Below are 22,377 nucleotides of genomic sequence, written 5' to 3' on the forward strand. Positions count from 1 at the left end.
TACGAACCTCAGGTACTTTGACGATGCCAAAAGCAGTTTGGGCCGAAGAAGACGATATTCTTCTTCGGCTCTATATCCAACCCAAGGCAAGCCGCGATAAAATCGTTGGCTTACACGGAGAGGAACTGAAAATTGCCATTACTGCACCACCGGTTGATGGCAAAGCAAATGCTTACTTAGCGAAATACCTTGCGAAACAATTTAAGGTAGCGAAAGGGCAAATTAAGATAGAAAAGGGAGAGCTCGGTCGGCATAAGCAAGTTCGAATATGCTCACCAAGCCAAATCCCAACTGAAGTCAAAGCCATCCTATGATGGCTTTTTGCTATTTATTGGAGTCATTATGCGTCTATGGATAACAGCACTACTCACCGCTCTGATTGCCCTACCAAGCTCGGCAGGACAGTTTAAAAGTATCAAGGATGTCGAGGTTCATTACTCGGCTTTCAATTCCACGTTTTTAACTGCGCAGGTCGCTAAGCAATATAAGCTGAAACGAAACGGATACTCAGCGATTCTAAATATCAGCGTGCTAGACAACGCTTCTCTAGGCAAGCCTGCAACAACGGCTAAAATTACGGGAACAGCACGAAACTTAGTAGGCAATACTCGTGCGCTTAACTTCCGTGAAATAAAGGAAGGTGATGCGATTTATTACCTTGCTGAGTTCCCTATCACTCACGAAGAGAACATCACTTTTGATATTGATGTTAACGCAGGCTTGAAAGGCACTGGACCACTGCGTTTCACACAAAAATTCTATATAGAAGAGTAGCTTCAAAGCTCACATTTCTAGTCATTAACTTATTAGAGCCACATCCCCATGAGTAAGATTGTTTTAGCAACAGGCAACCAAGGCAAAGTTCGCGAGATGGCAGATATTCTGTCTGAGTTTGGTTTCGACGTTGTCGCGCAAAGTGAATTTAACGTTTCAGAAGTCGCTGAAACGGGAACGACTTTCATTGAAAATGCCATCATCAAAGCTCGCCACGCTGCGAAAGAAACAGGGCTGCCAGCCATTGCTGACGACTCTGGTTTAGAAGTTGATTACTTAAATGGAGCACCCGGTATCTACTCGGCACGTTACTCAGGTGAAGGGGCGACAGATAAGCAAAACATCGAAAAGCTGTTATCTGCTATGCAAGGTGTCGAGGTTGAAAAACGCACAGCTCGTTTTCACTGTGTATTGGTGCTAATGCGTCACGAAAATGATCCGACTCCATTAGTATGTCACGGTAAATGGGAAGGTCGCATTCTGACTGAAGAACACGGTGAGAATGGCTTTGGCTACGATCCTGTATTCTTTGTACCAGAAGATAACTGCGCCTCAGCAGAACTTGAATCGTCACGTAAGAAGCAACTGTCACACCGTGGTAAAGCCCTAGCGTCATTATTCAAGACTCTCAAGGAGCAAGCTCTGTAATGCACAATGCAGCGCTAATACCACCCGCACTCAGCCTCTATGTCCACATCCCATGGTGTGTACAAAAGTGTCCGTATTGTGATTTTAACTCTCATGCTCTAAAAGCCGAGATTCCTGAAAAAGAGTATATAGATGCTCTGCTTGAGGATCTCGATACCGATATCGAAAAATACCAACTCAATGGCGCACCTCGCCCATTGCATTCGATCTTTATTGGTGGCGGCACACCGAGTCTATTTTCTCCAGAAGGAATAGGTCGATTGCTGCAAGGCATTGAACAGCGTATCCCATTCAAACCTGAAATAGAAATCACCATGGAAGCTAATCCGGGAACTATCGAAGCTGAGCGTTTTGCTGGTTACCAAAAAGCAGGCATAACTCGAATCTCGGTGGGCGTGCAAAGTTTTGAGCAAGAGAAACTGGAAAGGCTTGGGCGTATTCACGGTCAAGACGAAGCGGTTAACGCTGCTCATTTAGCACATAAAATCGGATTAAATAGCTTCAACCTAGATCTAATGCACGGCTTACCCGATCAAAGCATTGATCAGGCCTTGGCTGATTTGGACAGAGCGATCGAGCTCGACCCTCCACATTTGTCTTGGTATCAGCTAACAATAGAACCTAACACCATGTTCTATTACAAAACGCCACAGCTGCCTGACGATGATGACCTTTGGGATATCTTCGACTTAGGCCATAAGAAGCTCGCAGATGCAGGTTATGTACAGTACGAAATTTCAGGTTACAGCAAGCCGGGATATCAGTGTCAGCATAATCTCAACTACTGGCGCTTTGGTGACTACCTAGGTATTGGCTGTGGCTCTCATGGCAAGCTGAGCTTTGCAGATGGACGTATTGTTCGCACCACTAAGGTTAAACACCCTAGAGGCTACCTAGCCGCGTATCAGAATCTGGTAAAGCCCTATCTGTCGGATGAACTTGAAGTACCTAATGACGACCGCCCTTTCGAGTTCTTCATGAACCGCTTCAGGCTAATGGAGGCGTGTCCAAAACAAGACTTCATTGATACGACTGGGTTAGAGTTTGATTCGATTCAGCCAACGATAGAGTGGGCCAAAGACCTCGGTTATCTTAATGAAACCGACAGCCATTGGCAGATCACTGAAAAAGGAAAACTCTTCTTAAACGATTTGCTTGAAGCCTTTATGGCAGAAGAAGACGAATAGTTCGAGATTCGAGATTCGAGATTCGAGATTCGAGATTCGAGATTCGAGATTCGAGAAGTATTGCGTAAGGGTTGGCTTTAGGGTCAACCCTTTTTATTGTAAGAGTCTTTCTCGAAGCGAAGCGCTCTATAGGACGAAGTCCGTGCTCGCATCTCGCATCTTTCTTCTAAAAAATAGAACGCCCAATACGCTCAGAGAGCAACTCTAAAGCCTGAGTTCCCGCTAGTGAATTACCCGACGCGTCCAGTTCCGGAGACCACACCGCGATCGTCATTTCGCCAGGAACAATCGCAATAATCCCGCCACCGACACCAGATTTTCCGGGCATACCAACACGATAAGCAAACTCTCCCGCCCCATCGTACAAACCACATGTCGCAAGCAAAGCATTCAGCTGTTTGGTTTGAACTGGCGTGATGATCTCTTTCTTAGTCTGAACCGACACGCCTTTGTTTGCCAAATAGCTAAAGGTCTTCGCCAAGTCAACACAGGTCATTTTAAGCGCACAAGCATGAAAGTAATTGTTGAGTACGGGAATAACATCGTTCTCAAAATTACCAAATGAACGCATCAAATAAGCGATAGCAGCATTACGATCGCTGTGCATCATCTCAGAAGCCGCCACAACCTTGTCATACACGATATGTGTATCACCTGATAGCTGACGGACAAATTCTAATAAACGGTGCCTTGGCGCTGATAGACGGCTTTGTAATAAATCAGCCACGACAATCGCGCCAGCATTAATAAACGGGTTACGAGGGATGCCGTGTTCCATCTCAAGCTGAATCATCGAGTTAAAGGCTTGTCCTGAAGGCTCCTTCCCTACTCGCTGCCATATCTCTTCCGGCTTATACAACACCATTGCTAGCGTCAGACTTAAAGCCTTCGAGATAGATTGCACTGAGAATGCTTCATCAGCATCGCCAGCTTGAATAACTTCACCTTCATTGGTGTATACCGCAATCGCCAGTTTCTGGTTCGATACACGAGCCAATGCAGGGATATAATCAGCGACCTTTCCCTGACCAATTAAAGGGCGAACTTCATCTAAAATCTCGGCCAAGATAGCTTGAGTTGGTTTCATGTGTGCTTACTTCTTTATTGTTATTTTTGTAGGGGTGTGACATTACTTTCTGTCCTTAAACCTTTATCGCAATAAAAGCCTAAGGACAAAAAAGCCAACATTACAATAATGTTGGCTTTAATCAATCCCATAAAGTGTAGGGTTTAGTCCTAAGTCGGATTCACCTTCACTTAATTTGGTTCAGAATTACTTAGTACGCTTGAATTTAATATCCCAAACACCATGACCTAAACGGTGGCCACGAGCTTCAAACTTAGTCAGTGGACGCTCGTCTGGACGAGGAATGTAATCACCGTCTTCAGCGATATTCTCGAAACCTGGAGCGACGTTCATCACTTCAATCATATGTTCTGCGTAGTTTTCCCAGTCTGTTGCCATGTGGAAAATACCAGTATCAAGTTGCAGCTTACCGCGAACCATCTCTGCAAACTCAGCCTTAACGATACGACGTTTGTGGTGACGAGCTTTATGCCATGGGTCAGGGAAGAACAGTTGCAGTGTATGCAGGCTGCTGTCTGGGATCATGTGTTCAAATACTTCTACTGCATCGTGACACATTACGCGCAGGTTAGTTACGCCAGCATCGCGAGCTGTACCTAAACACGCACCAACACCTGGGCTGTGAACTTCAATACCTAAGAAGTTTTTCTCAGGCGCATTCTTTGCCATTTCAACCAGTGATGCACCCATACCGAAGCCAATTTCTAGTACAACAGGGTTGTCGTTGCCAAACACTTCTTTCCAATTAAGAAGTTCTGGGTTGTAGTCGATACCCATTGTTGGCCAACATTCGTTCATCGCGTTTTCTTGGCCTTTTGTTAAGCGGCCTTCGCGGCGAACAAAACTACGGATCTTACGAACCAGTTTGCCGTCTTCAGTATATTCGTTAGTGGTCACTTCACTCATTGATTTTTGCCTGCACATTGATTAATCAAAGCGGGGATTATCCAAAGAATTGCCTCCGGTGCAAGTCTTTCCGTGGATAAATTCCCACACAATTTGTCTGTTTTACATCCAACCGTAAGTGTGGTGCAATTTCACTCCTAATAATAGCAAAGCATAGAGCATGTCGTGACTCCTTTCGCAACCGCCATATTAAAGTGGTATGACGCCTTTGGGCGTAAAGAATTACCTTGGCAACAAAACAAAACCGCCTACACCGTTTGGCTATCTGAAATCATGCTTCAGCAGACTCAAGTCGCCACGGTGATTCCATACTACCAGCGCTTCTTAGAGCGCTTTCCAACGGTTATCGACCTAGCGAACGCTGAACAAGATGAAGTGCTCCACTTATGGACGGGGCTTGGTTATTACGCGCGAGCTCGTAACCTTCACAAAGCAGCTAAGATTGTTGCTGAACAGTATGGTGGTGAATTTCCGCTGTCTATCGAAGAGATGAATGCGCTACCGGGCATCGGTCGCTCAACTGGCGCTGCAGTGCTGTCTTCCGTTCATAAGCTTCCTCATGCAATTCTTGATGGCAATGTGAAACGAACGCTTGCAAGAAGCTTTGCCGTTGAAGGTTGGCCCGGACAAAAGAAGGTTGAAAACCAACTTTGGGAGCATGCAGAAGCTCATACTCCGAAAAAAGATGTCGATAAATACAATCAAGCAATGATGGATATGGGTGCGATGGTTTGTACCCGTAGCAAGCCTAAATGTACCTTATGCCCGATTGAAAGCATGTGTGAAGCTAAGAAGCTCGATAGACAGCTCGATTTCCCTGGCAAGAAACCAAAGAAAGAAAAGCCAATAAAAGAAACATGGTTTGTGATTCTGTACCACAACAATCAAGTATGGCTCGAACAACGCCCTCAATCTGGTATCTGGGGAGGACTATTCTGTTTCCCTCAAAATGAAAACGCAGAGATCGAACATCAGTTAGATCTTCGTTCGATCAAAGACAATGAAACCGATTCGATCAAGACCATGATTGCGTTTCGGCACACTTTCAGCCACTACCACTTAGATATCACACCAGTATTAGTAAAATTAGATAAACAACCAGATTTGATAATGGAAGGGACTAAAGGTCTCTGGTATAACTTATCAAAACCGGAAGAAATTGGCCTAGCCGCTCCTGTAAAGCAGCTTATTGAGAGCCTACCCTTTGAACTGAATGACGACGTTTGAATCAACGAACGCGATAAGAGGAACCACTATGAGCCGCACTGTATTTTGTGCTCGCCTTCAAAAAGATGCTGAAGGCCTAGATTTTCAACTTTACCCAGGTGACTTAGGTAAGCGTATCTTTGACAACGTGTCTAAAGAAGCTTGGGGACAATGGCAAAGCAAGCAAACTATGCTTATCAATGAAAAGAAGCTAAACATGATGGATCCTGAGCATCGTAAACTTCTTGAAACTGAGATGGTTAACTTCCTTTTCGAAGGTAAAGATGTCGTTATTGATGGCTACACTCCACCAAGCGAATAAGACATTTATTTAAGCAAATTTTAATGACATCATGGTTAACGCTGCGATGTCATTTTTGTATGAGGAACTATGAAAAAGCTAAGTTACTTCCTAACAGCCATGTTGTTAACTGGGTGCAGTCGTGAATTTGTCGAAAGCATTTATGATGTTAATTACGAACCAACCAACCGATTTGTAAGTAATTTAGCGGAGCTACCCGGTCAATTTGAAAAAGACACTGGGGCGTTAGATTCTTTAATTAATAGCTTTTCTGGCAATATCCAAAAACGTTGGGGCAGCAGTGAAGTAAAGATGGCGGGCAAGAGTAACTATGTGAAATACATAGATAATTACTTGAGCCGTTCAGAAGTAAACTTTAGCCAAGGCCTGATCACAGTTGAAACCGTCTCCTCAACGGACCCTAAAAAGCACCTCAAAAATGCAATCATGACGACACTTTTAACGCCAGATGATCCTGCGAATGTCGATCTATTCTCTTCCAAAAGCATCAAGTTAGAAGGTCAACCTTTCCTCTATAACCAAGTCGTTGATCAGGATAAAAAGCCTATCCAATGGACATGGCGTGCTAACAAATTTGCTGATTACCTGATCGCCAATAACCTAAAAACCAAGGAAGTCGACTTTAAAAAAGCGTATTACGTCGAAATTCCAATGGTGGCCGATCACGCCAGCAAACGAAGCTATAAGTACGCAGATATCGTTCGTCGCGCATCTCAACGTTATGACATTCCTGAAGACTTGATTTACGCAATCATCAAAACAGAGAGTAGTTTTAACCCATACGCTGTGAGTTGGGCGAATGCTTATGGTCTTATGCAGGTGGTCCCAAAAACGGCAGGCCGAGATGTCTTTAAGCTCGTCAAAAATAAACCTGGAGAACCAAGTCCTGAGTACTTATTCAATCCAGAAAACAACATTGATGCTGGCACTGCGTACTTTTACATCCTTAAAAATCGTTATTTGAAGGACGTGCAGCACCCAACCACACTCGAATACAGCATGATCTCAGCATACAACGGTGGCACTGGTGGGGTACTCAATACCTTCAGTAAGGACAGAAAGCGGGCAATGCGTGACTTAAACTCATTGCAACCTAGTCAAGCTTACTGGGCACTGACAAAGAAACACCCAAACAAAGAGTCACGTCGATACTTAGAAAAAGTAACAAAATTCAAGAAAGATTTTAACCAAGGTAAAACGTAAGCCTCACTTTTGAATAAAAAAACAACTAACGAACGTTTTTTTTAATTATTTTCAAAAAAGGTGTTGACGGTTATGCAGAAAATCCGTTTAATAGCGCTCCGTTGCCCGGATAGCTCAGTCGGTAGAGCAGAGGATTGAAAATCCTCGTGTCGGTGGTTCGATTCCGCCTCCGGGCACCACAATTTGATTTGTTGGTGTCATTACTCTTTAACAGGGAGTAGCAACACGAACAAAAGCATAAAGAATTTAGTGTGCCGACTTAGCTCAGTAGGTAGAGCAACTGACTTGTAATCAGTAGGTCACCAGTTCGACTCCGGTAGTCGGCACCATTCTTTTGCCTCGATAGCTCAGTCGGTAGAGCAGCGGATTGAAAATCCGCGTGTCGGTGGTTCGATTCCGCCTCGAGGCACCATTATTTGGTACTTAACAAATAATGGTCTTTATAGACCTGATGTTGAGACAAGTAATTCCCCTTTAGTTCAGTTGGTAGAACGGCGGACTGTTAATCCGTATGTCGCAAGTTCAAGTCTTGCAAGGGGAGCCATTTTAAAGAACTTCATTTTATATGAGGTTTTAATTAGAGAGTTTACTCTCTAAAGCAAAGAATTTAGTGTGCCGACTTAGCTCAGTAGGTAGAGCAACTGACTTGTAATCAGTAGGTCACCAGTTCGACTCCGGTAGTCGGCACCATTCTTTTGCCTCGATAGCTCAGTCGGTAGAGCAGCGGATTGAAAATCCGCGTGTCGGTGGTTCGATTCCGCCTCGAGGCACCATTATTTGGTACTTAACAAATAATGGTCTTTATAGACCTGATGTTAAGACAAGTAATTCCCCTTTAGTTCAGTTGGTAGAACGGCGGACTGTTAATCCGTATGTCGCAAGTTCAAGTCTTGCAAGGGGAGCCACATTCAAGAAAGCCAAGTCGAAAGACTTGGCTTTTTTTTGCTTGAGCAAAAGCTAACTCTATTCAGTATTGCCGCCAACTCAACATCAAGCCCTGATCATCCCCATAAAGTTAAAGCATCCCCTTTCCTATCTCGACAGTACCCATCCTTGAATTCGTTCAAACCCTCTCGATACAAACTAAACCATATCTGAAATTAAGCACCTTTAGCCGCGTATCGTCACATAAAAACAAACAGAATGGCAATCTGTTACTTTTTTTGCTTCGTAAATTTAATCTTCATCATGTTTTGATATCTTTCTGATATCTGCCCTACACGAGTTAGATTAAGATTCGATGAATTATATCTAATACTAATTATTGAATCGCTACGCAGGAAAATATGAAATTAAAAACGCAAGCTTACTTATTATCGGGCATCATCTTGATCGCTCTGCTGGCGCTAACTGCTACTGGTTTATGGACCTTGAGAGTCGCTAGTAACATGGACAACAAAGCTCGTGTGACAGAGCTATTTAAGAGCGCATACAGCATTCTTACTGAAGTCGAAAAAATGGCTATTGATGGCACTCTAGAAGAACAACAGGCCAAACAGCTTGCTACTCGCCTACTACGTAACAACATCTATAAAGACAATGAATACGTTTATGTTGCGGATGAAAACATGACGTTTGTTGCGACACCTCTGGATCCACAACTACACGGGACCAGCTTTAATGATTTTAAAGACGGTGATGGAAACAGTGTTGGCCAACTCATTCAACGAGTACTTGGCAATCGTACTGGCCAGATCATTGAGTACACCTGGACACAAAAGCTTCCAGACGGAACGATTGAAGAAAAACTGTCTATTGCAGAGAAGACTCCGCATTGGGGTTGGGTTGTAGGTACGGGTATCGGCTTCAATGAAGTCAATGCACGTTTCTGGTCAACGGCTCAATGGCAATTGTTTCTATGTGTCGTGATTGCTGGTCTTATTTTATCAAGCCTAATTGTATCTATTAAGCGAATGCTGGCACTTCTTGGCGGCGAGCCTAAAGATGTAAGAGAAGCGGTACAAGCCGTCGCAGAAGGCCGCATTCAAACCTCTTTTGAAACTCAGGCAATAAACGGCAGTATTTATCACGCTGTACAACAAATGAGTAAGTCGTTAGCCGAGCTAGTATCAAACCTTAATGCCTCAATGCTGGCATTAAGAGGTGAGTTACAGCGCGTGGAAGATCGTGCAGGTTCTATCGCTCAGCTGACCGAGACTCAGCAACAGTCGACTGAGATGATCGCGACAGCTATGACGGAAATGGCCTCTTCAGCCAACAATGTTGCTGATTCAGCAGGCGATACTGCGCGTAATACTGACGAAGCTGATAAACAGAGCCAACATACTCAGCGCCTAATTCACAACACAGTAGATAACATTCAAGGTCTAGCAGGCCAACTCGGCACAGCAAGTGAAGCCGTCGCTAACTTAGACAGTGATGTACATAACATCGTTAAGGTCTTAGACGTCATCGGTGATATTGCAGAACAAACTAACCTTCTAGCACTGAATGCGGCAATTGAAGCGGCGCGTGCTGGTGAACAAGGTCGCGGATTTGCCGTTGTAGCAGATGAAGTTCGCAACCTTGCAGGTCGAACACAGTCAAGCACGAAAGAAATCCAGCTAATGATCAATAACCTTCAAGAAGGCTCTCGTAACGCGATAAAAACTATGGAAGTGTGCGCGACTACCAGTGAAAGCACCGTAACAGAGTCCCAGAATGCCTCTGAAGCACTACAACAGATAGTTGTGGCGTTAGAGTCTATTTCATCAATGAGTCATCAAATCGCGACAGCCGCCGCTGAACAGACTCAGGTGAGTGATGATATTTCGAAGCGTATCAATATGATCGAAGAAAGTGGCAACCAACTGAGTAATGTAGTGACAGAAAGTCATAACAGCACTCAAACACTTGCCTCTCTTTCTAATGAATTAGAAGCCTGGGTTAATAGGTTTGAAGTAAAACACTAAACTCTCAACAAAATTCTTAAATATAAAAGCACGTTTTCATACGTGCTTTTTTTATTTCGACGCCCAATCAGTGTAGTTAACCGTAGTTTTACTATCTTTTAGAGCATGCTAGACCTAGGTTTTTCGCCCCAAATGAACAAAAACAACCCACTAAGTATAGAAAAACATCAAACAATACTTTTTTTGCAATTTAATGTTGACCCAGAACGCGAAAACACGTTTAATACACCTCGTCGCCCGGATAGCTCAGTCGGTAGAGCAGAGGATTGAAAATCCTCGTGTCGGTGGTTCGATTCCGCCTCCGGGCACCACAATTTATTTGTTGGTGTCTTAGACAACAACAGTAAAGCACAAAGAAATATTATGTGCCGACTTAGCTCAGTAGGTAGAGCAACTGACTTGTAATCAGTAGGTCACCAGTTCGACTCCGGTAGTCGGCACCATTTCTTTAAAGCTTTAAGAATAATTCCCCTTTAGTTCAGTTGGTAGAACGGCGGACTGTTAATCCGTATGTCGCAAGTTCAAGTCTTGCAAGGGGAGCCAAGTTAATCATCAAGCATAAGCTTTTTGATTCATGATGCCGACTTAGCTCAGTAGGTAGAGCAACTGACTTGTAATCAGTAGGTCACCAGTTCGATTCCGGTAGTCGGCACCATTCTCTTGATTAGAGGCTAAACAATCAATTCCCCTTTAGTTCAGTTGGTAGAACGGCGGACTGTTAATCCGTATGTCGCAAGTTCAAGTCTTGCAAGGGGAGCCAATTAGAAAAGGCCGCATCATTGATGCGGCCTTTTTGCATTTAAAGATCCGAATTTCCCCATGCAAGTACCTTCACCTCTCTAATTCCTTTTCGATTCAGTAACTAACAGTTTCATATTCTTCCAAAACTACCAAGCTTCATTCTTTAATTCGCTTTGAATCCCTAACCTAGCAACAGCGACACATTTAAATAAGAGTCACTCATAACATACTTACCGTTTATGTCATTGATGAAGAGCTCGGCTGAAAAAAATCAATGACTAAATATGGAAACAAGACAACTTAATAAAGAATCAACTAAGCTCTAGAAAGACCCTGTTGGCTGCTTAAATTGAAGTAACATACAACTCACTCTTTATCGAAACTATCCACCACGATAGCTCCCATAGACGCTGGCATGGAAATAACGATAACCCTTTTGATAGATACAATTGGATCGCTTAATAAAGGCAGCTTGTCCAAACAAGTCAGCACCAAAGCAACAACCATTGCCGTCATGACGTAAGCAATAACTATTCTGAAAATAAACACCGGCAACCGAGCGACAATATCTTTTTGAAATACACTCTCATACGTGTAAAAGCCAAGGAATACAGCAGACAATAGAAACAACAACAGCAAGTTAGCTGTAGGTAAAGTCTCCCCTAACTTCCAGGCTTCTTCAGAAAAAGAAATCGGCACGGCCAAAGCAAAAGATCCTACAAAGATCTGGCTCGCATCTTCAAAGTTAAAGCTTAATTTCATAGATCTACCTTTAAGGCTTTAGGGCGCAATCGATTTGTCGAACCAATCCCAAAGCTATCAGTTCATGAGCTTGAGTAATTTGGACTATCAACTAACAAAGATAACTTTACGTAACCTTATACTAGTCGTATTTACCAACAAACAATTTAAACTAGTAAGCAATAAATCAAATAACTCACTGGCAAAGACGTGTATCGATTCATCCTCCAAGCCAGGAGACGGGAGATGTTCTATCTATTTAATTGATCGAACATTGTCATTTCAAATCTCAGCTATTCTAATGATTAACTGCAAACCAACACATTGCTAGTCACTTAAATGCTATATCTGGAATTGGTAGCCTTTAATAAGCCCATTAAACAAGGCGCTCAGATACGCTTCAAAATGGCTTTAGGGTTAATGCATGCTAGGAGTCGTTATTAATATCGACAAGCTCTACCACGCTCTAAAAAGGTTTCTAACACACCGCGAGAGCCTTATCTTCATCAAAGAATTCCGACCGAAAGGATAGTCGAGTTCGTAGGCAAGCACATTGCCAATATTAAAGAGCAATACTCATAGCCTAACTGAAGTCATGATTGCACAACCCAAACGAAACTGGGCATTCCCTCTATCAATAGTTCTCATATAGCGGTAGACGGTTAGGGATACTGTAGATGAGCCAGCACGACTTGATTTACCAAGGGACAAATCCCTATAACTCCACACTTTCGATTACGATGCTTTAATAAGTTAAGTCACTAATTATATAGGCAGTTAAAACATATCTAAGTCATTCTCGATTAGAATCGTAAGAAAGCCCAGTTATTGATAACAGAGCTTCCCCAATATAAGTATCTAGATATGAGGTATTGCAAGCTATTGGGATTGTAGGTCGCACTGAGAAACCTTATCCAAGTAAAGGGCAAGCTTAGTCTGTAAGGCCAGATTTTCGGAGTAAGACTGAAATGGCCAAAATTAACACGGTCGAGCAATGAGCTAAGCCCATTTTCAAAATGTAGAAAGCCTCACTATTTCTAACGAGGCGTTCTAATCAGTAATTGAATTAACTGGGAAACCTTTTTCGGAACTAGTCTGTCTAACCCCAAATATGAAACTGGAAACGACGAAAGCCTAGTCGTGAGACTAGGCTTTCTAATAAGTGGCAGAATGGTCAGCTATAGGCGAACCCTCGCAGGGCTCGTTCGAGCGAAGGGTAGAAATACAATTATTTAGATGTAAAAAAGCCCCGCTATTTCTAGCGAGGCTTCTAAATAAGTGGCGGAGTGGACGGGACTCGAACCCGCGACCCCCGGCGTGACAGGCCGGTATTCTAACCAACTGAACTACCACTCCGCAGTGTCTATTCAGCATAATGCAATTTAAGCCTGACGATGTCCTACTCTCACATGGGGAAACCCCACACTACCATCGGCGCTATTATGTTTCACTTCTGAGTTCGGCATGGAATCAGGTGGGTCCACAATGCTATGGTCGTCAAACAAATTCTGTTGTTAACTTGATTAATCAAATCAACTAAATAGTGGTGCTGATACCCAGACTCGAACTGGGGACCTCACCCTTACCAAGGGTGCGCTCTACCGGGCTGAGCTATATCAGCAATTCAGGAGTCGTTTAAAAACGATTCTGAAAACTTTTGTCTTCACTTTTTAAAAAGTGAAAATAAATTTGGAGCCTGGCGATGTCCTACTCTCACATGGGGAAACCCCACACTACCATCGGCGCTATTGTGTTTCACTTCTGAGTTCGGCATGGAATCAGGTGGGTCCACAATGCTATGGTCGCCAAGCAAATTTTAAAATTCGGAAAACTGATTTAAAAGTCTCTCTTCAAACTCATTCAAGCGTTTGGTATTTCTATTGAGTCCACAAAACCCCTTGGGTGTTGTATGGTTAAGCCTCACGGGCAATTAGTACAGGTTAGCTCAATGCCTCGCAGCACTTACACACCCTGCCTATCAACGTCGTAGTCTACGACAACCCTTTAGGACGCTTATAGCGCCAGGGAAAACTCATCTCAAGGCTCGCTTCCCGCTTAGATGCTTTCAGCGGTTATCGATTCCGAACTTAGCTACCGGGCAATGCCATTGGCATGACAACCCGAACACCAGAGGTTCGTCCACTCCGGTCCTCTCGTACTAGGAGCAGCCCCTTTCAATTTTCCAACGCCCACGGCAGATAGGGACCGAACTGTCTCACGACGTTCTAAACCCAGCTCGCGTACCACTTTAAATGGCGAACAGCCATACCCTTGGGACCGACTTCAGCCCCAGGATGTGATGAGCCGACATCGAGGTGCCAAACACCGCCGTCGATATGAACTCTTGGGCGGTATCAGCCTGTTATCCCCGGAGTACCTTTTATCCGTTGAGCGATGGCCCTTCCATTCAGAACCACCGGATCACTATGACCTGCTTTCGCACCTGCTCGAATTGTCATTCTCGCAGTCAAGCGGGCTTATGCCATTGCACTAACCACACGATGTCCAACCGTGTTTAGCCCACCTTCGTGCTCCTCCGTTACTCTTTGGGAGGAGACCGCCCCAGTCAAACTACCCACCAGGCACTGTCCGTAATCCCGATTCAGGGACCAACGTTAGAACATCAAAACTACAAGGGTGGTATTTCAAGGACGACTCCACCACATCTAGCGACGCGGTTTCAAAGTCTCCCACCTATCCTACACATGTAGGTTCAATGTTCAGTGCCAAGCTGTAGTAAAGGTTCACGGGGTCTTTCCGTCTAGCCGCGGGTACACTGCATCTTCACAGCGATTTCAATTTCACTGAGTCTCGGGTGGAGACAGCGTGGCCATCATTACGCCATTCGTGCAGGTCGGAACTTACCCGACAAGGAATTTCGCTACCTTAGGACCGTTATAGTTACGGCCGCCGTTTACCGGGGCTTCGATCAAGAGCTTCGACCGAAGTCTAACCCCATCAATTAACCTTCCGGCACCGGGCAGGCGTCACACCGTATACGTCATCTTACGATTTTGCACAGTGCTGTGTTTTTAATAAACAGTTGCAGCCACCTGGTATCTGCGACTCTCGTCTGCTCCATCCGCAAGGGACTTCACTGATAAGAGCGTACCTTCTCCCGAAGTTACGGTACCATTTTGCCTAGTTCCTTCACCCGAGTTCTCTCAAGCGCCTTGGTATTCTCTACCCGACCACCTGTGTCGGTTTGGGGTACGATTCCTTACAATCTGAAGCTTAGAGGCTTTTCCTGGAAGCATGGCATCAATGACTTCACTACCGTAGTAGCTCGACATCGTATCTCAGCGTTAAGAAAGTCCGGATTTACCTAAACTTTCCGCCTACGTACTTGAACCTGGACAACCGTCGCCAGGCCCACCTAGCCTTCTCCGTCCCCCCATCGCAATTGTAAGAAGTACGGGAATATTAACCCGTTTCCCATCGACTACGCCTTTCGGCCTCGCCTTAGGAGTCGACTTACCCTGCCCCGATTAACGTTGGACAGGAACCCTTGGTCTTCCGGCGAGGGAGTTTTTCACTCCCTTTATCGTTACTCATGTCAGCATTCGCACTTCTGATACCTCCAGCAGCCCTTACAGACCACCTTCAACGGCTTACAGAACGCTCCCCTACCCCACATACCCTAAGGTACGTAGCCGCAGCTTCGGTGTATAGCTTAGCCCCGTTACATCTTCCGCGCAGGCCGACTCGACCAGTGAGCTATTACGCTTTCTTTAAATGATGGCTGCTTCTAAGCCAACATCCTGGCTGTCTGAGCCTTCCCACATCGTTTCCCACTTAGCTATACTTTGGGACCTTAGCTGGCGGTCTGGGTTGTTTCCCTCTCCACGACGGACGTTAGCACCCGCCGTGTGTCTCCCGGATAGTACTTACTGGTATTCGGAGTTTGCAAAGGGTTGGTAAGTCGGGATGACCCCCTAGCCTTAACAGTGCTCTACCCCCAGTAGTATTCGTCCGAGGCGCTACCTAAATAGCTTTCGGGGAGAACCAGCTATCTCCAGGTTTGATTGGCCTTTCACCCCTAGCCACAAGTCATCCGCTAATTTTTCAACATTAGTCGGTTCGGTCCTCCAGTTGATGTTACTCAACCTTCAACCTGCCCATGGCTAGATCACCTGGTTTCGGGTCTAATCCTAGCAACTGTACGCCCAGTTAAGACTCGGTTTCCCTACGGCTCCCCTAAACGGTTAACCTTGCTACTAAAATTAAGTCGCTGACCCATTATACAAAAGGTACGCAGTCACACCACGAAGGTGCTCCTACTGCTTGTACGTACACGGTTTCAGGTTCTATTTCACTCCCCTCACAGGGGTTCTTTTCGCCTTTCCCTCACGGTACTGGTTCACTATCGGTCAGTCAGTAGTATTTAGCCTTGGAGGATGGTCCCCCCATATTCAGACAGGATATCACGTGTCCCGCCCTACTCGATTTCACTGATTATGATGTGTCGGTTACGGGGCTATCACCCTTTATTGCGAGACTTTCCAGACTCTTCACCTGCATCATTAAAAGCTTAAGGGCTAATCCAATTTCGCTCGCCGCTACTTTCGGAATCTCGGTTGATTTCTCTTCCTCGGGGTACTTAGATGTTTCAGTTCCCCCGGTTTGCCTCCTGTTGCTATGTATTCACAACAGGATACGTGCTTATGCACGTGGGTTTCCCCATTCAGAAATCCCAGACTCAAAAGGTTATTACTACCTAATCTGGGCTTATCGCAAGTTATTACGTCTTTCATCGCCTCTGACTGCCAAGGCATCCACCGTGTACGCTTAGTCACTTAACCATACAACCCGAAAGGGTCTTAGTGTATGGCAACTAACCAAGGTTTTTGGTTGTCATCAAGAAGGGTTAATTCTTGATAACTGTTTGCCGGACTCAATTGTGAATCAATGTAAACATTGATTCGAATACAAGACACTTGAATGTGTTTGTTGTGTTTATCAATAAAGATAAACATTGAGAACTTTTAAATTTGATTGAATTACTCGTAAGTAATCAATCAGTCAGCTTTCCAAATTGTTAAAGAGCTTGATTTCTTTCGAAACCATTTTTAAAGATTCTTAAGGAAAAACCCTTAAAGATGGTGGAGCTATGCGGGATCGAACCGCAGACCTCCTGCGTGCAAGGCAGGCGCTCTCCCAGCTGAGCTATAGCCCCATCTAGGTATCTAGTCGATATTGGTGGGTCTGAGTGGACTCGAACCACCGACCTCCCGCTTATCAGGCGAGCGCTCTAACCAGCTGAGCTACAGACCCAATATCGTCTCTTTTACTTTCTAAACCTAATCAATCTGTGTGGACACTCATCGTGGTATCTTCGTATAAGGAGGTGATCCAGCCCCAGGTTCCCCTAGGGCTACCTTGTTACGACTTCACCCCAGTCATGAACCACAAAGTGGTGAGCGTCCTCCCCGAAAGGTTAAACTACCCACTTCTTTTGCAGCCCACTCCCATGGTGTGACGGGCGGTGTGTACAAGGCCCGGGAACGTATTCACCGTGACATTCTGATTCACGATTACTAGCGATTCCGACTTCATGGAGTCGAGTTGCAGACTCCAATCCGGACTACGACGCACTTTTTGGGATTCGCTCACTATCGCTAGCTTGCTGCCCTCTGTATGCGCCATTGTAGCACGTGTGTAGCCCTACTCGTAAGGGCCATGATGACTTGACGTCGTCCCCACCTTCCTCCGGTTTATCACCGGCAGTCTCCCTGGAGTTCCCGACATTACTCGCTGGCAAACAAGGATAAGGGTTGCGCTCGTTGCGGGACTTAACCCAACATTTCACAACACGAGCTGACGACAGCCATGCAGCACCTGTCTCAGAGCTCCCGAAGGCACACCTGCGTCTCCGCTGGCTTCTCTGGATGTCAAGAGTAGGTAAGGTTCTTCGCGTTGCATCGAATTAAACCACATGCTCCACCGCTTGTGCGGGCCCCCGTCAATTCATTTGAGTTTTAATCTTGCGACCGTACTCCCCAGGCGGTCTACTTAACGCGTTAGCTCCGAAAGCCACGGCTCAAGGCCACAACCTCCAAGTAGACATCGTTTACGGCGTGGACTACCAGGGTATCTAATCCTGTTTGCTCCCCACGCTTTCGCATCTGAGTGTCAGTGTCTGTCCAGGGGGCCGCCTTCGCCACTGGTATTCCTTCAGATCTCTACGCATTTCACCGCTACACCTGAAATTCTACCCCCCTCTACAGCACTCTAGTTCACCAGTTTCAAATGCAGTTCCGAGGTTGAGCCCCGGGCTTTCACATCTGACTTAATGAACCACCTGCATGCGCTTTACGCCCAGTAATTCCGATTAACGCTCGCACCCTCCGTATTACCGCGGCTGCTGGCACGGAGTTAGCCGGTGCTTCTTCTGTTGCTAACGTCAAGATGTGCAGCTATTAACTACACACCCTTCCTCACAACTGAAAGTACTTTACAACCCGAAGGCCTTCTTCATACACGCGGCATGGCTGCATCAGGCTTTCGCCCATTGTGCAATATTCCCCACTGCTGCCTCCCGTAGGAGTCTGGACCGTGTCTCAGTTCCAGTGTGGCTGATCATCCTCTCAGACCAGCTAGGGATCGTCGCCTTGGTGAGCCATTACCTCACCAACTAGCTAATCCCACCTAGGCATATCTTGACGCGAGAGGTCCGAAGATCCCCCTCTTTGGCCCGTAGGCATTATGCGGTATTAGCCATCGTTTCCAATGGTTATCCCCCACATCAAGGCAATTTCCTAGGCATTACTCACCCGTCCGCCGCTCGACGCCCATTAACGCACCCGAAGGATTGTTAGTGTCGTTTCCGCTCGACTTGCATGTGTTAGGCCTGCCGCCAGCGTTCAATCTGAGCCATGATCAAACTCTTCAATTTAAGATTTTGTGACTCAACGAATACTGACTTCAAAACTACTATGTAATTTTAAAGCTATTACCATTCCAACAGAATGGTAATGAATTGACTGTGCCGAATAACTACAAGTAGTTAAACGTATTGGTCACTCAGTTCATTGAAATCATTGTGTTACCGAAGTAACTGTCATTACGCCCTTTCGAAAAAGAACCAATAACGTTTTGATATTCATCAACGAGTGCCCACACAGATTGATAGGTTTAAATTGTTAAAGAGCTTTGCTTTCAGTGCCTTAGCACGTAAGCAGGACGCGTATAATACGCCTTCCACTTTGAAAGTCAACATAAAACTCTAAGAAAACTTAGAACTCTATGGTGACTTGTCTAGAAACTAGACAAAGTCGAAATTAAAGCCTGGCGATGTCCTACTCTCACATGGGGAAACCCCACACTACCATCGGCGCTATTGTGTTTCACTTCTGAGTTCGGCATGGAATCAGGTGGGTCCACAATGCTATGGTCGCCAAGCAAATTTTAAAATTCGGAAAACTGATTTAAAAGTCTCTTTCAAACTCATTCAAGGTCTGTCTTTGAGTCCACAAAACCCCTTGGGTGTTGTATGGTTAAGCCTCACGGGCAATTAGTACAGGTTAGCTCAATGCCTCGCAGCACTTACACACCCTGCCTATCAACGTCGTAGTCTACGACAACCCTTTAGGACACTTATAGTGCCAGGGAAAACTCATCTCAAGGCTCGCTTCCCGCTTAGATGCTTTCAGCGGTTATCGATTCCGAACTTAGCTACCGGGCAATGCCATTGGCATGACAACCCGAACACCAGAGGTTCGTCCACTCCGGTCCTCTCGTACTAGGAGCAGCCCCTTTCAATTTTCCAACGCCCACGGCAGATAGGGACCGAACTGTCTCACGACGTTCTAAACCCAGCTCGCGTACCACTTTAAATGGCGAACAGCCATACCCTTGGGACCGACTTCAGCCCCAGGATGTGATGAGCCGACATCGAGGTGCCAAACACCGCCGTCGATATGAACTCTTGGGCGGTATCAGCCTGTTATCCCCGGAGTACCTTTTATCCGTTGAGCGATGGCCCTTCCATTCAGAACCACCGGATCACTATGACCTGCTTTCGCACCTGCTCGAATTGTCATTCTCGCAGTCAAGCGGGCTTATGCCATTGCACTAACCACACGATGTCCAACCGTGTTTAGCCCACCTTCGTGCTCCTCCGTTACTCTTTGGGAGGAGACCGCCCCAGTCAAACTACCCACCAGGCACTGTCCGTAATCCCGATTCAGGGACCGACGTTAGAACATCAAAACTACAAGGGTGGTATTTCAAGGACGACTCCACCACATCTAGCGACGCGGTTTCAAAGTCTCCCACCTATCCTACACATGTAGGTTCAATGTTCAGTGCCAAGCTGTAGTAAAGGTTCACGGGGTCTTTCCGTCTAGCCGCGGGTACACTGCATCTTCACAGCGATTTCAATTTCACTGAGTCTCGGGTGGAGACAGCGTGGCCATCATTACGCCATTCGTGCAGGTCGGAACTTACCCGACAAGGAATTTCGCTACCTTAGGACCGTTATAGTTACGGCCGCCGTTTACCGGGGCTTCGATCAAGAGCTTCGACCGAAGTCTAACCCCATCAATTAACCTTCCGGCACCGGGCAGGCGTCACACCGTATACGTCATCTTACGATTTTGCACAGTGCTGTGTTTTTAATAAACAGTTGCAGCCACCTGGTATCTGCGACTCTCGTCTGCTCCATCCGCAAGGGACTTCACTGATAAGAGCGTACCTTCTCCCGAAGTTACGGTACCATTTTGCCTAGTTCCTTCACCCGAGTTCTCTCAAGCGCCTTGGTATTCTCTACCCGACCACCTGTGTCGGTTTGGGGTACGATTCCTTACAATCTGAAGCTTAGAGGCTTTTCCTGGAAGCATGGCATCAATGACTTCACTACCGTAGTAGCTCGACATCGTATCTCAGCGTTAATGAAAGTCCGGATTTACCTAAACTTTCCGCCTACGTACTTGAACCTGGACAACCGTCGCCAGGCCCACCTAGCCTTCTCCGTCCCCCCATCGCAATTGTAAGAAGTACGGGAATATTAACCCGTTTCCCATCGACTACGCCTTTCGGCCTCGCCTTAGGAGTCGACTTACCCTGCCCCGATTAACGTTGGACAGGAACCCTTGGTCTTCCGGCGAGGGAGTTTTTCACTCCCTTTATCGTTACTCATGTCAGCATTCGCACTTCTGATACCTCCAGCAGCCCTTACAGACCACCTTCAACGGCTTACAGAACGCTCCCCTACCCCACATACCCTAAGGTACGTAGCCGCAGCTTCGGTGTATAGCTTAGCCCCGTTACATCTTCCGCGCAGGCCGACTCGACCAGTGAGCTATTACGCTTTCTTTAAATGATGGCTGCTTCTAAGCCAACATCCTGGCTGTCTGAGCCTTCCCACATCGTTTCCCACTTAGCTATACTTTGGGACCTTAGCTGGCGGTCTGGGTTGTTTCCCTCTCCACGACGGACGTTAGCACCCGCCGTGTGTCTCCCGGATAGTACTTACTGGTATTCGGAGTTTGCAAAGGGTTGGTAAGTCGGGATGACCCCCTAGCCTTAACAGTGCTCTACCCCCAGTAGTATTCGTCCGAGGCGCTACCTAAATAGCTTTCGGGGAGAACCAGCTATCTCCAGGTTTGATTGGCCTTTCACCCCTAGCCACAAGTCATCCGCTAATTTTTCAACATTAGTCGGTTCGGTCCTCCAGTTGATGTTACTCAACCTTCAACCTGCCCATGGCTAGATCACCTGGTTTCGGGTCTAATCCTAGCAACTGTACGCCCAGTTAAGACTCGGTTTCCCTACGGCTCCCCTAAACGGTTAACCTTGCTACTAAAATTAAGTCGCTGACCCATTATACAAAAGGTACGCAGTCACACCACGAAGGTGCTCCTACTGCTTGTACGTACACGGTTTCAGGTTCTATTTCACTCCCCTCACAGGGGTTCTTTTCGCCTTTCCCTCACGGTACTGGTTCACTATCGGTCAGTCAGTAGTATTTAGCCTTGGAGGATGGTCCCCCCATATTCAGACAGGATATCACGTGTCCCGCCCTACTCGATTTCACTGATTATGATGTGTCGGTTACGGGGCTATCACCCTTTATTGCGAGACTTTCCAGACTCTTCACCTGCATCATTAAAAGCTTAAGGGCTAATCCAATTTCGCTCGCCGCTACTTTCGGAATCTCGGTTGATTTCTCTTCCTCGGGGTACTTAGATGTTTCAGTTCCCCCGGTTTGCCTCCTGTTGCTATGTATTCACAACAGGATACGTGCTTATGCACGTGGGTTTCCCCATTCAGAAATCCCAGACTCAAAAGGTTATTACTACCTAATCTGGGCTTATCGCAAGTTATTACGTCTTTCATCGCCTCTGACTGCCAAGGCATCCACCGTGTACGCTTAGTCACTTAACCATACAACCCGAAAGGGTCTTAGTGTATGGCAACTAACCAAGGTTTTTGGTTGTCATCAAGAAGGGTTAATTCTTGATAACTGTTTGCCGGACTCAATTGTGAATCAAACTAACGTTTGATTCGAATACAAGACACTTGAATGTGTTTGTTGTGTTTACCAATAAAGGTAAACATTGAGAACTTTTAAATTTGATTAACATGACTCGTAAGTCAGTTAATCAGTCAGCTTTCCAAATTGTTAAAGAGCATAAAGCAAAAAGCTTT

General features: G+C 45.8%; 11 protein-coding genes, 16 tRNA genes and 6 rRNA genes. 20 read left to right on the forward strand and 13 right to left on the reverse strand.

Features of this window, described 5'->3' with window-relative positions:
• Window positions 1-23 precede the first annotated feature (23 nt).
• The 4 genes from yggU to hemW are packed head-to-tail and all read left to right on the forward strand — an operon-like array spanning window position 24 to window position 2,609.
• Window positions 24-314, forward strand: coding sequence for a DUF167 family protein YggU (yggU, locus tag AC3CKG_RS14150; RefSeq protein ID WP_488528504.1), 291 nt, complete (start codon window positions 24-26; stop codon window positions 312-314).
• Window positions 315-342: 28 nt separating this feature from the next.
• On the forward strand, window positions 343-774 hold the full coding sequence (locus AC3CKG_RS14155) for a DUF4426 domain-containing protein (protein WP_488528505.1): 432 nt from the start codon (window positions 343-345) through the stop codon (window positions 772-774).
• Window positions 775-822: 48 nt separating this feature from the next.
• Entirely contained in the window at window positions 823-1,422 is a 600-nt protein-coding gene (locus tag AC3CKG_RS14160) for an XTP/dITP diphosphatase (protein WP_065205690.1), read from the forward strand.
• On the forward strand, window positions 1,422-2,609 hold the full coding sequence (gene hemW, locus AC3CKG_RS14165) for a radical SAM family heme chaperone HemW (RefSeq protein ID WP_488528506.1): 1,188 nt from the start codon (window positions 1,422-1,424) through the stop codon (window positions 2,607-2,609). The genes AC3CKG_RS14160 and hemW overlap by 1 nt, the downstream gene beginning before the upstream one ends.
• Window positions 2,610-2,775: 166 nt before the next feature.
• On the opposite strand, the gene glsB is transcribed toward hemW, so the two are convergent.
• Window positions 2,776-3,696: a glutaminase B gene (gene glsB / locus AC3CKG_RS14170; RefSeq protein ID WP_009847707.1), complete on the reverse strand. Its 921-nt coding sequence runs from the start codon at window positions 3,694-3,696 to the stop codon at window positions 2,776-2,778.
• Window positions 3,697-3,882: 186 nt separating this feature from the next.
• A complete protein-coding gene (gene trmB / locus AC3CKG_RS14175; protein WP_004735468.1) occupies window positions 3,883-4,602 on the reverse strand; it encodes a tRNA (guanosine(46)-N7)-methyltransferase TrmB in 720 nt (239 codons plus the stop codon).
• A 165-nt stretch (window positions 4,603-4,767) separates the two neighbouring features.
• Here trmB and mutY point away from each other — a divergent pair, with 165 nt between their 5' ends.
• From mutY to AC3CKG_RS14255, 16 genes are all read left to right on the forward strand, one after another.
• The gene (gene mutY, locus AC3CKG_RS14180) at window positions 4,768-5,829 is read left to right on the forward strand and encodes an A/G-specific adenine glycosylase (protein WP_099165201.1); all 1,062 of its coding nucleotides are present in this window, start codon (window positions 4,768-4,770) and stop codon (window positions 5,827-5,829) included.
• A 28-nt stretch (window positions 5,830-5,857) separates the two neighbouring features.
• Complete coding sequence (locus AC3CKG_RS14185) at window positions 5,858-6,130, forward strand: oxidative damage protection protein (protein WP_010435637.1); 273 nt, start codon at window positions 5,858-5,860, stop codon at window positions 6,128-6,130.
• Window positions 6,131-6,199: 69 nt separating this feature from the next.
• Window positions 6,200-7,333: a membrane-bound lytic murein transglycosylase MltC gene (gene mltC / locus AC3CKG_RS14190; protein ID WP_065606910.1), complete on the forward strand. Its 1,134-nt coding sequence runs from the start codon at window positions 6,200-6,202 to the stop codon at window positions 7,331-7,333.
• Window positions 7,334-7,436: 103 nt separating this feature from the next.
• Window positions 7,437-7,512: transfer RNA gene (locus tag AC3CKG_RS14195), tRNA-Phe, on the forward strand.
• Between the two features lie 74 nt (window positions 7,513-7,586).
• Window positions 7,587-7,662, forward strand: a tRNA-Thr gene (locus AC3CKG_RS14200).
• 7 nt (window positions 7,663-7,669) lie between these two features.
• A tRNA-Phe gene (locus tag AC3CKG_RS14205) sits at window positions 7,670-7,745 on the forward strand.
• A gap of 56 nt (window positions 7,746-7,801) precedes the next feature.
• Window positions 7,802-7,877: transfer RNA gene (locus AC3CKG_RS14210), tRNA-Asn, on the forward strand.
• Between the two features lie 70 nt (window positions 7,878-7,947).
• A tRNA-Thr gene (locus AC3CKG_RS14215) sits at window positions 7,948-8,023 on the forward strand.
• A 7-nt stretch (window positions 8,024-8,030) separates the two neighbouring features.
• Window positions 8,031-8,106 (forward strand) — tRNA-Phe (locus tag AC3CKG_RS14220).
• A gap of 56 nt (window positions 8,107-8,162) precedes the next feature.
• Window positions 8,163-8,238, forward strand: a tRNA-Asn gene (locus AC3CKG_RS14225).
• A 381-nt stretch (window positions 8,239-8,619) separates the two neighbouring features.
• Complete coding sequence (locus tag AC3CKG_RS14230; protein ID WP_076672340.1) at window positions 8,620-10,245, forward strand: methyl-accepting chemotaxis protein; 1,626 nt, start codon at window positions 8,620-8,622, stop codon at window positions 10,243-10,245.
• Between the two features lie 235 nt (window positions 10,246-10,480).
• A tRNA-Phe gene (locus AC3CKG_RS14235) sits at window positions 10,481-10,556 on the forward strand.
• 56 nt (window positions 10,557-10,612) lie between these two features.
• A tRNA-Thr gene (locus AC3CKG_RS14240) sits at window positions 10,613-10,688 on the forward strand.
• Between the two features lie 24 nt (window positions 10,689-10,712).
• Window positions 10,713-10,788: transfer RNA gene (locus tag AC3CKG_RS14245), tRNA-Asn, on the forward strand.
• Window positions 10,789-10,824: 36 nt separating this feature from the next.
• A tRNA-Thr gene (locus AC3CKG_RS14250) sits at window positions 10,825-10,900 on the forward strand.
• Window positions 10,901-10,929: 29 nt separating this feature from the next.
• Window positions 10,930-11,005, forward strand: a tRNA-Asn gene (locus tag AC3CKG_RS14255).
• Window positions 11,006-11,352: 347 nt separating this feature from the next.
• Here AC3CKG_RS14255 and AC3CKG_RS14260 read toward each other — a convergent pair.
• From AC3CKG_RS14260 to AC3CKG_RS14310, 11 genes are all read right to left on the reverse strand, one after another.
• Window positions 11,353-11,748, reverse strand: a complete 396-nt coding sequence (locus tag AC3CKG_RS14260; protein WP_026012249.1) for a DUF2391 family protein — start codon at window positions 11,746-11,748, stop codon at window positions 11,353-11,355.
• Between the two features lie 1,258 nt (window positions 11,749-13,006).
• A tRNA-Asp gene (locus AC3CKG_RS14265) sits at window positions 13,007-13,083 on the reverse strand.
• Between the two features lie 30 nt (window positions 13,084-13,113).
• Window positions 13,114-13,229 (reverse strand): 5S ribosomal RNA (rrf, locus tag AC3CKG_RS14270).
• A 42-nt stretch (window positions 13,230-13,271) separates the two neighbouring features.
• A tRNA-Thr gene (locus AC3CKG_RS14275) sits at window positions 13,272-13,348 on the reverse strand.
• Window positions 13,349-13,421: 73 nt separating this feature from the next.
• Window positions 13,422-13,537, reverse strand: a 5S ribosomal RNA gene (gene rrf / locus AC3CKG_RS14280).
• 99 nt (window positions 13,538-13,636) lie between these two features.
• Window positions 13,637-16,529 (reverse strand): 23S ribosomal RNA (locus tag AC3CKG_RS14285).
• A gap of 298 nt (window positions 16,530-16,827) precedes the next feature.
• A tRNA-Ala gene (locus tag AC3CKG_RS14290) sits at window positions 16,828-16,903 on the reverse strand.
• Between the two features lie 21 nt (window positions 16,904-16,924).
• A tRNA-Ile gene (locus AC3CKG_RS14295) sits at window positions 16,925-17,001 on the reverse strand.
• A 66-nt stretch (window positions 17,002-17,067) separates the two neighbouring features.
• Window positions 17,068-18,622, reverse strand: a 16S ribosomal RNA gene (locus tag AC3CKG_RS14300).
• A gap of 390 nt (window positions 18,623-19,012) precedes the next feature.
• Window positions 19,013-19,128 (reverse strand): 5S ribosomal RNA (rrf, locus tag AC3CKG_RS14305).
• 91 nt (window positions 19,129-19,219) lie between these two features.
• Window positions 19,220-22,113, reverse strand: a 23S ribosomal RNA gene (locus AC3CKG_RS14310).
• The 16S, 23S and 5S rRNA genes sit together here with 4 tRNA genes alongside, the layout of an rRNA operon.
• Window positions 22,114-22,377 lie beyond the last annotated feature (264 nt).

The sequence above is a fragment of the Vibrio sp. QJM3NY_15 genome, from assembly GCF_057785995.1.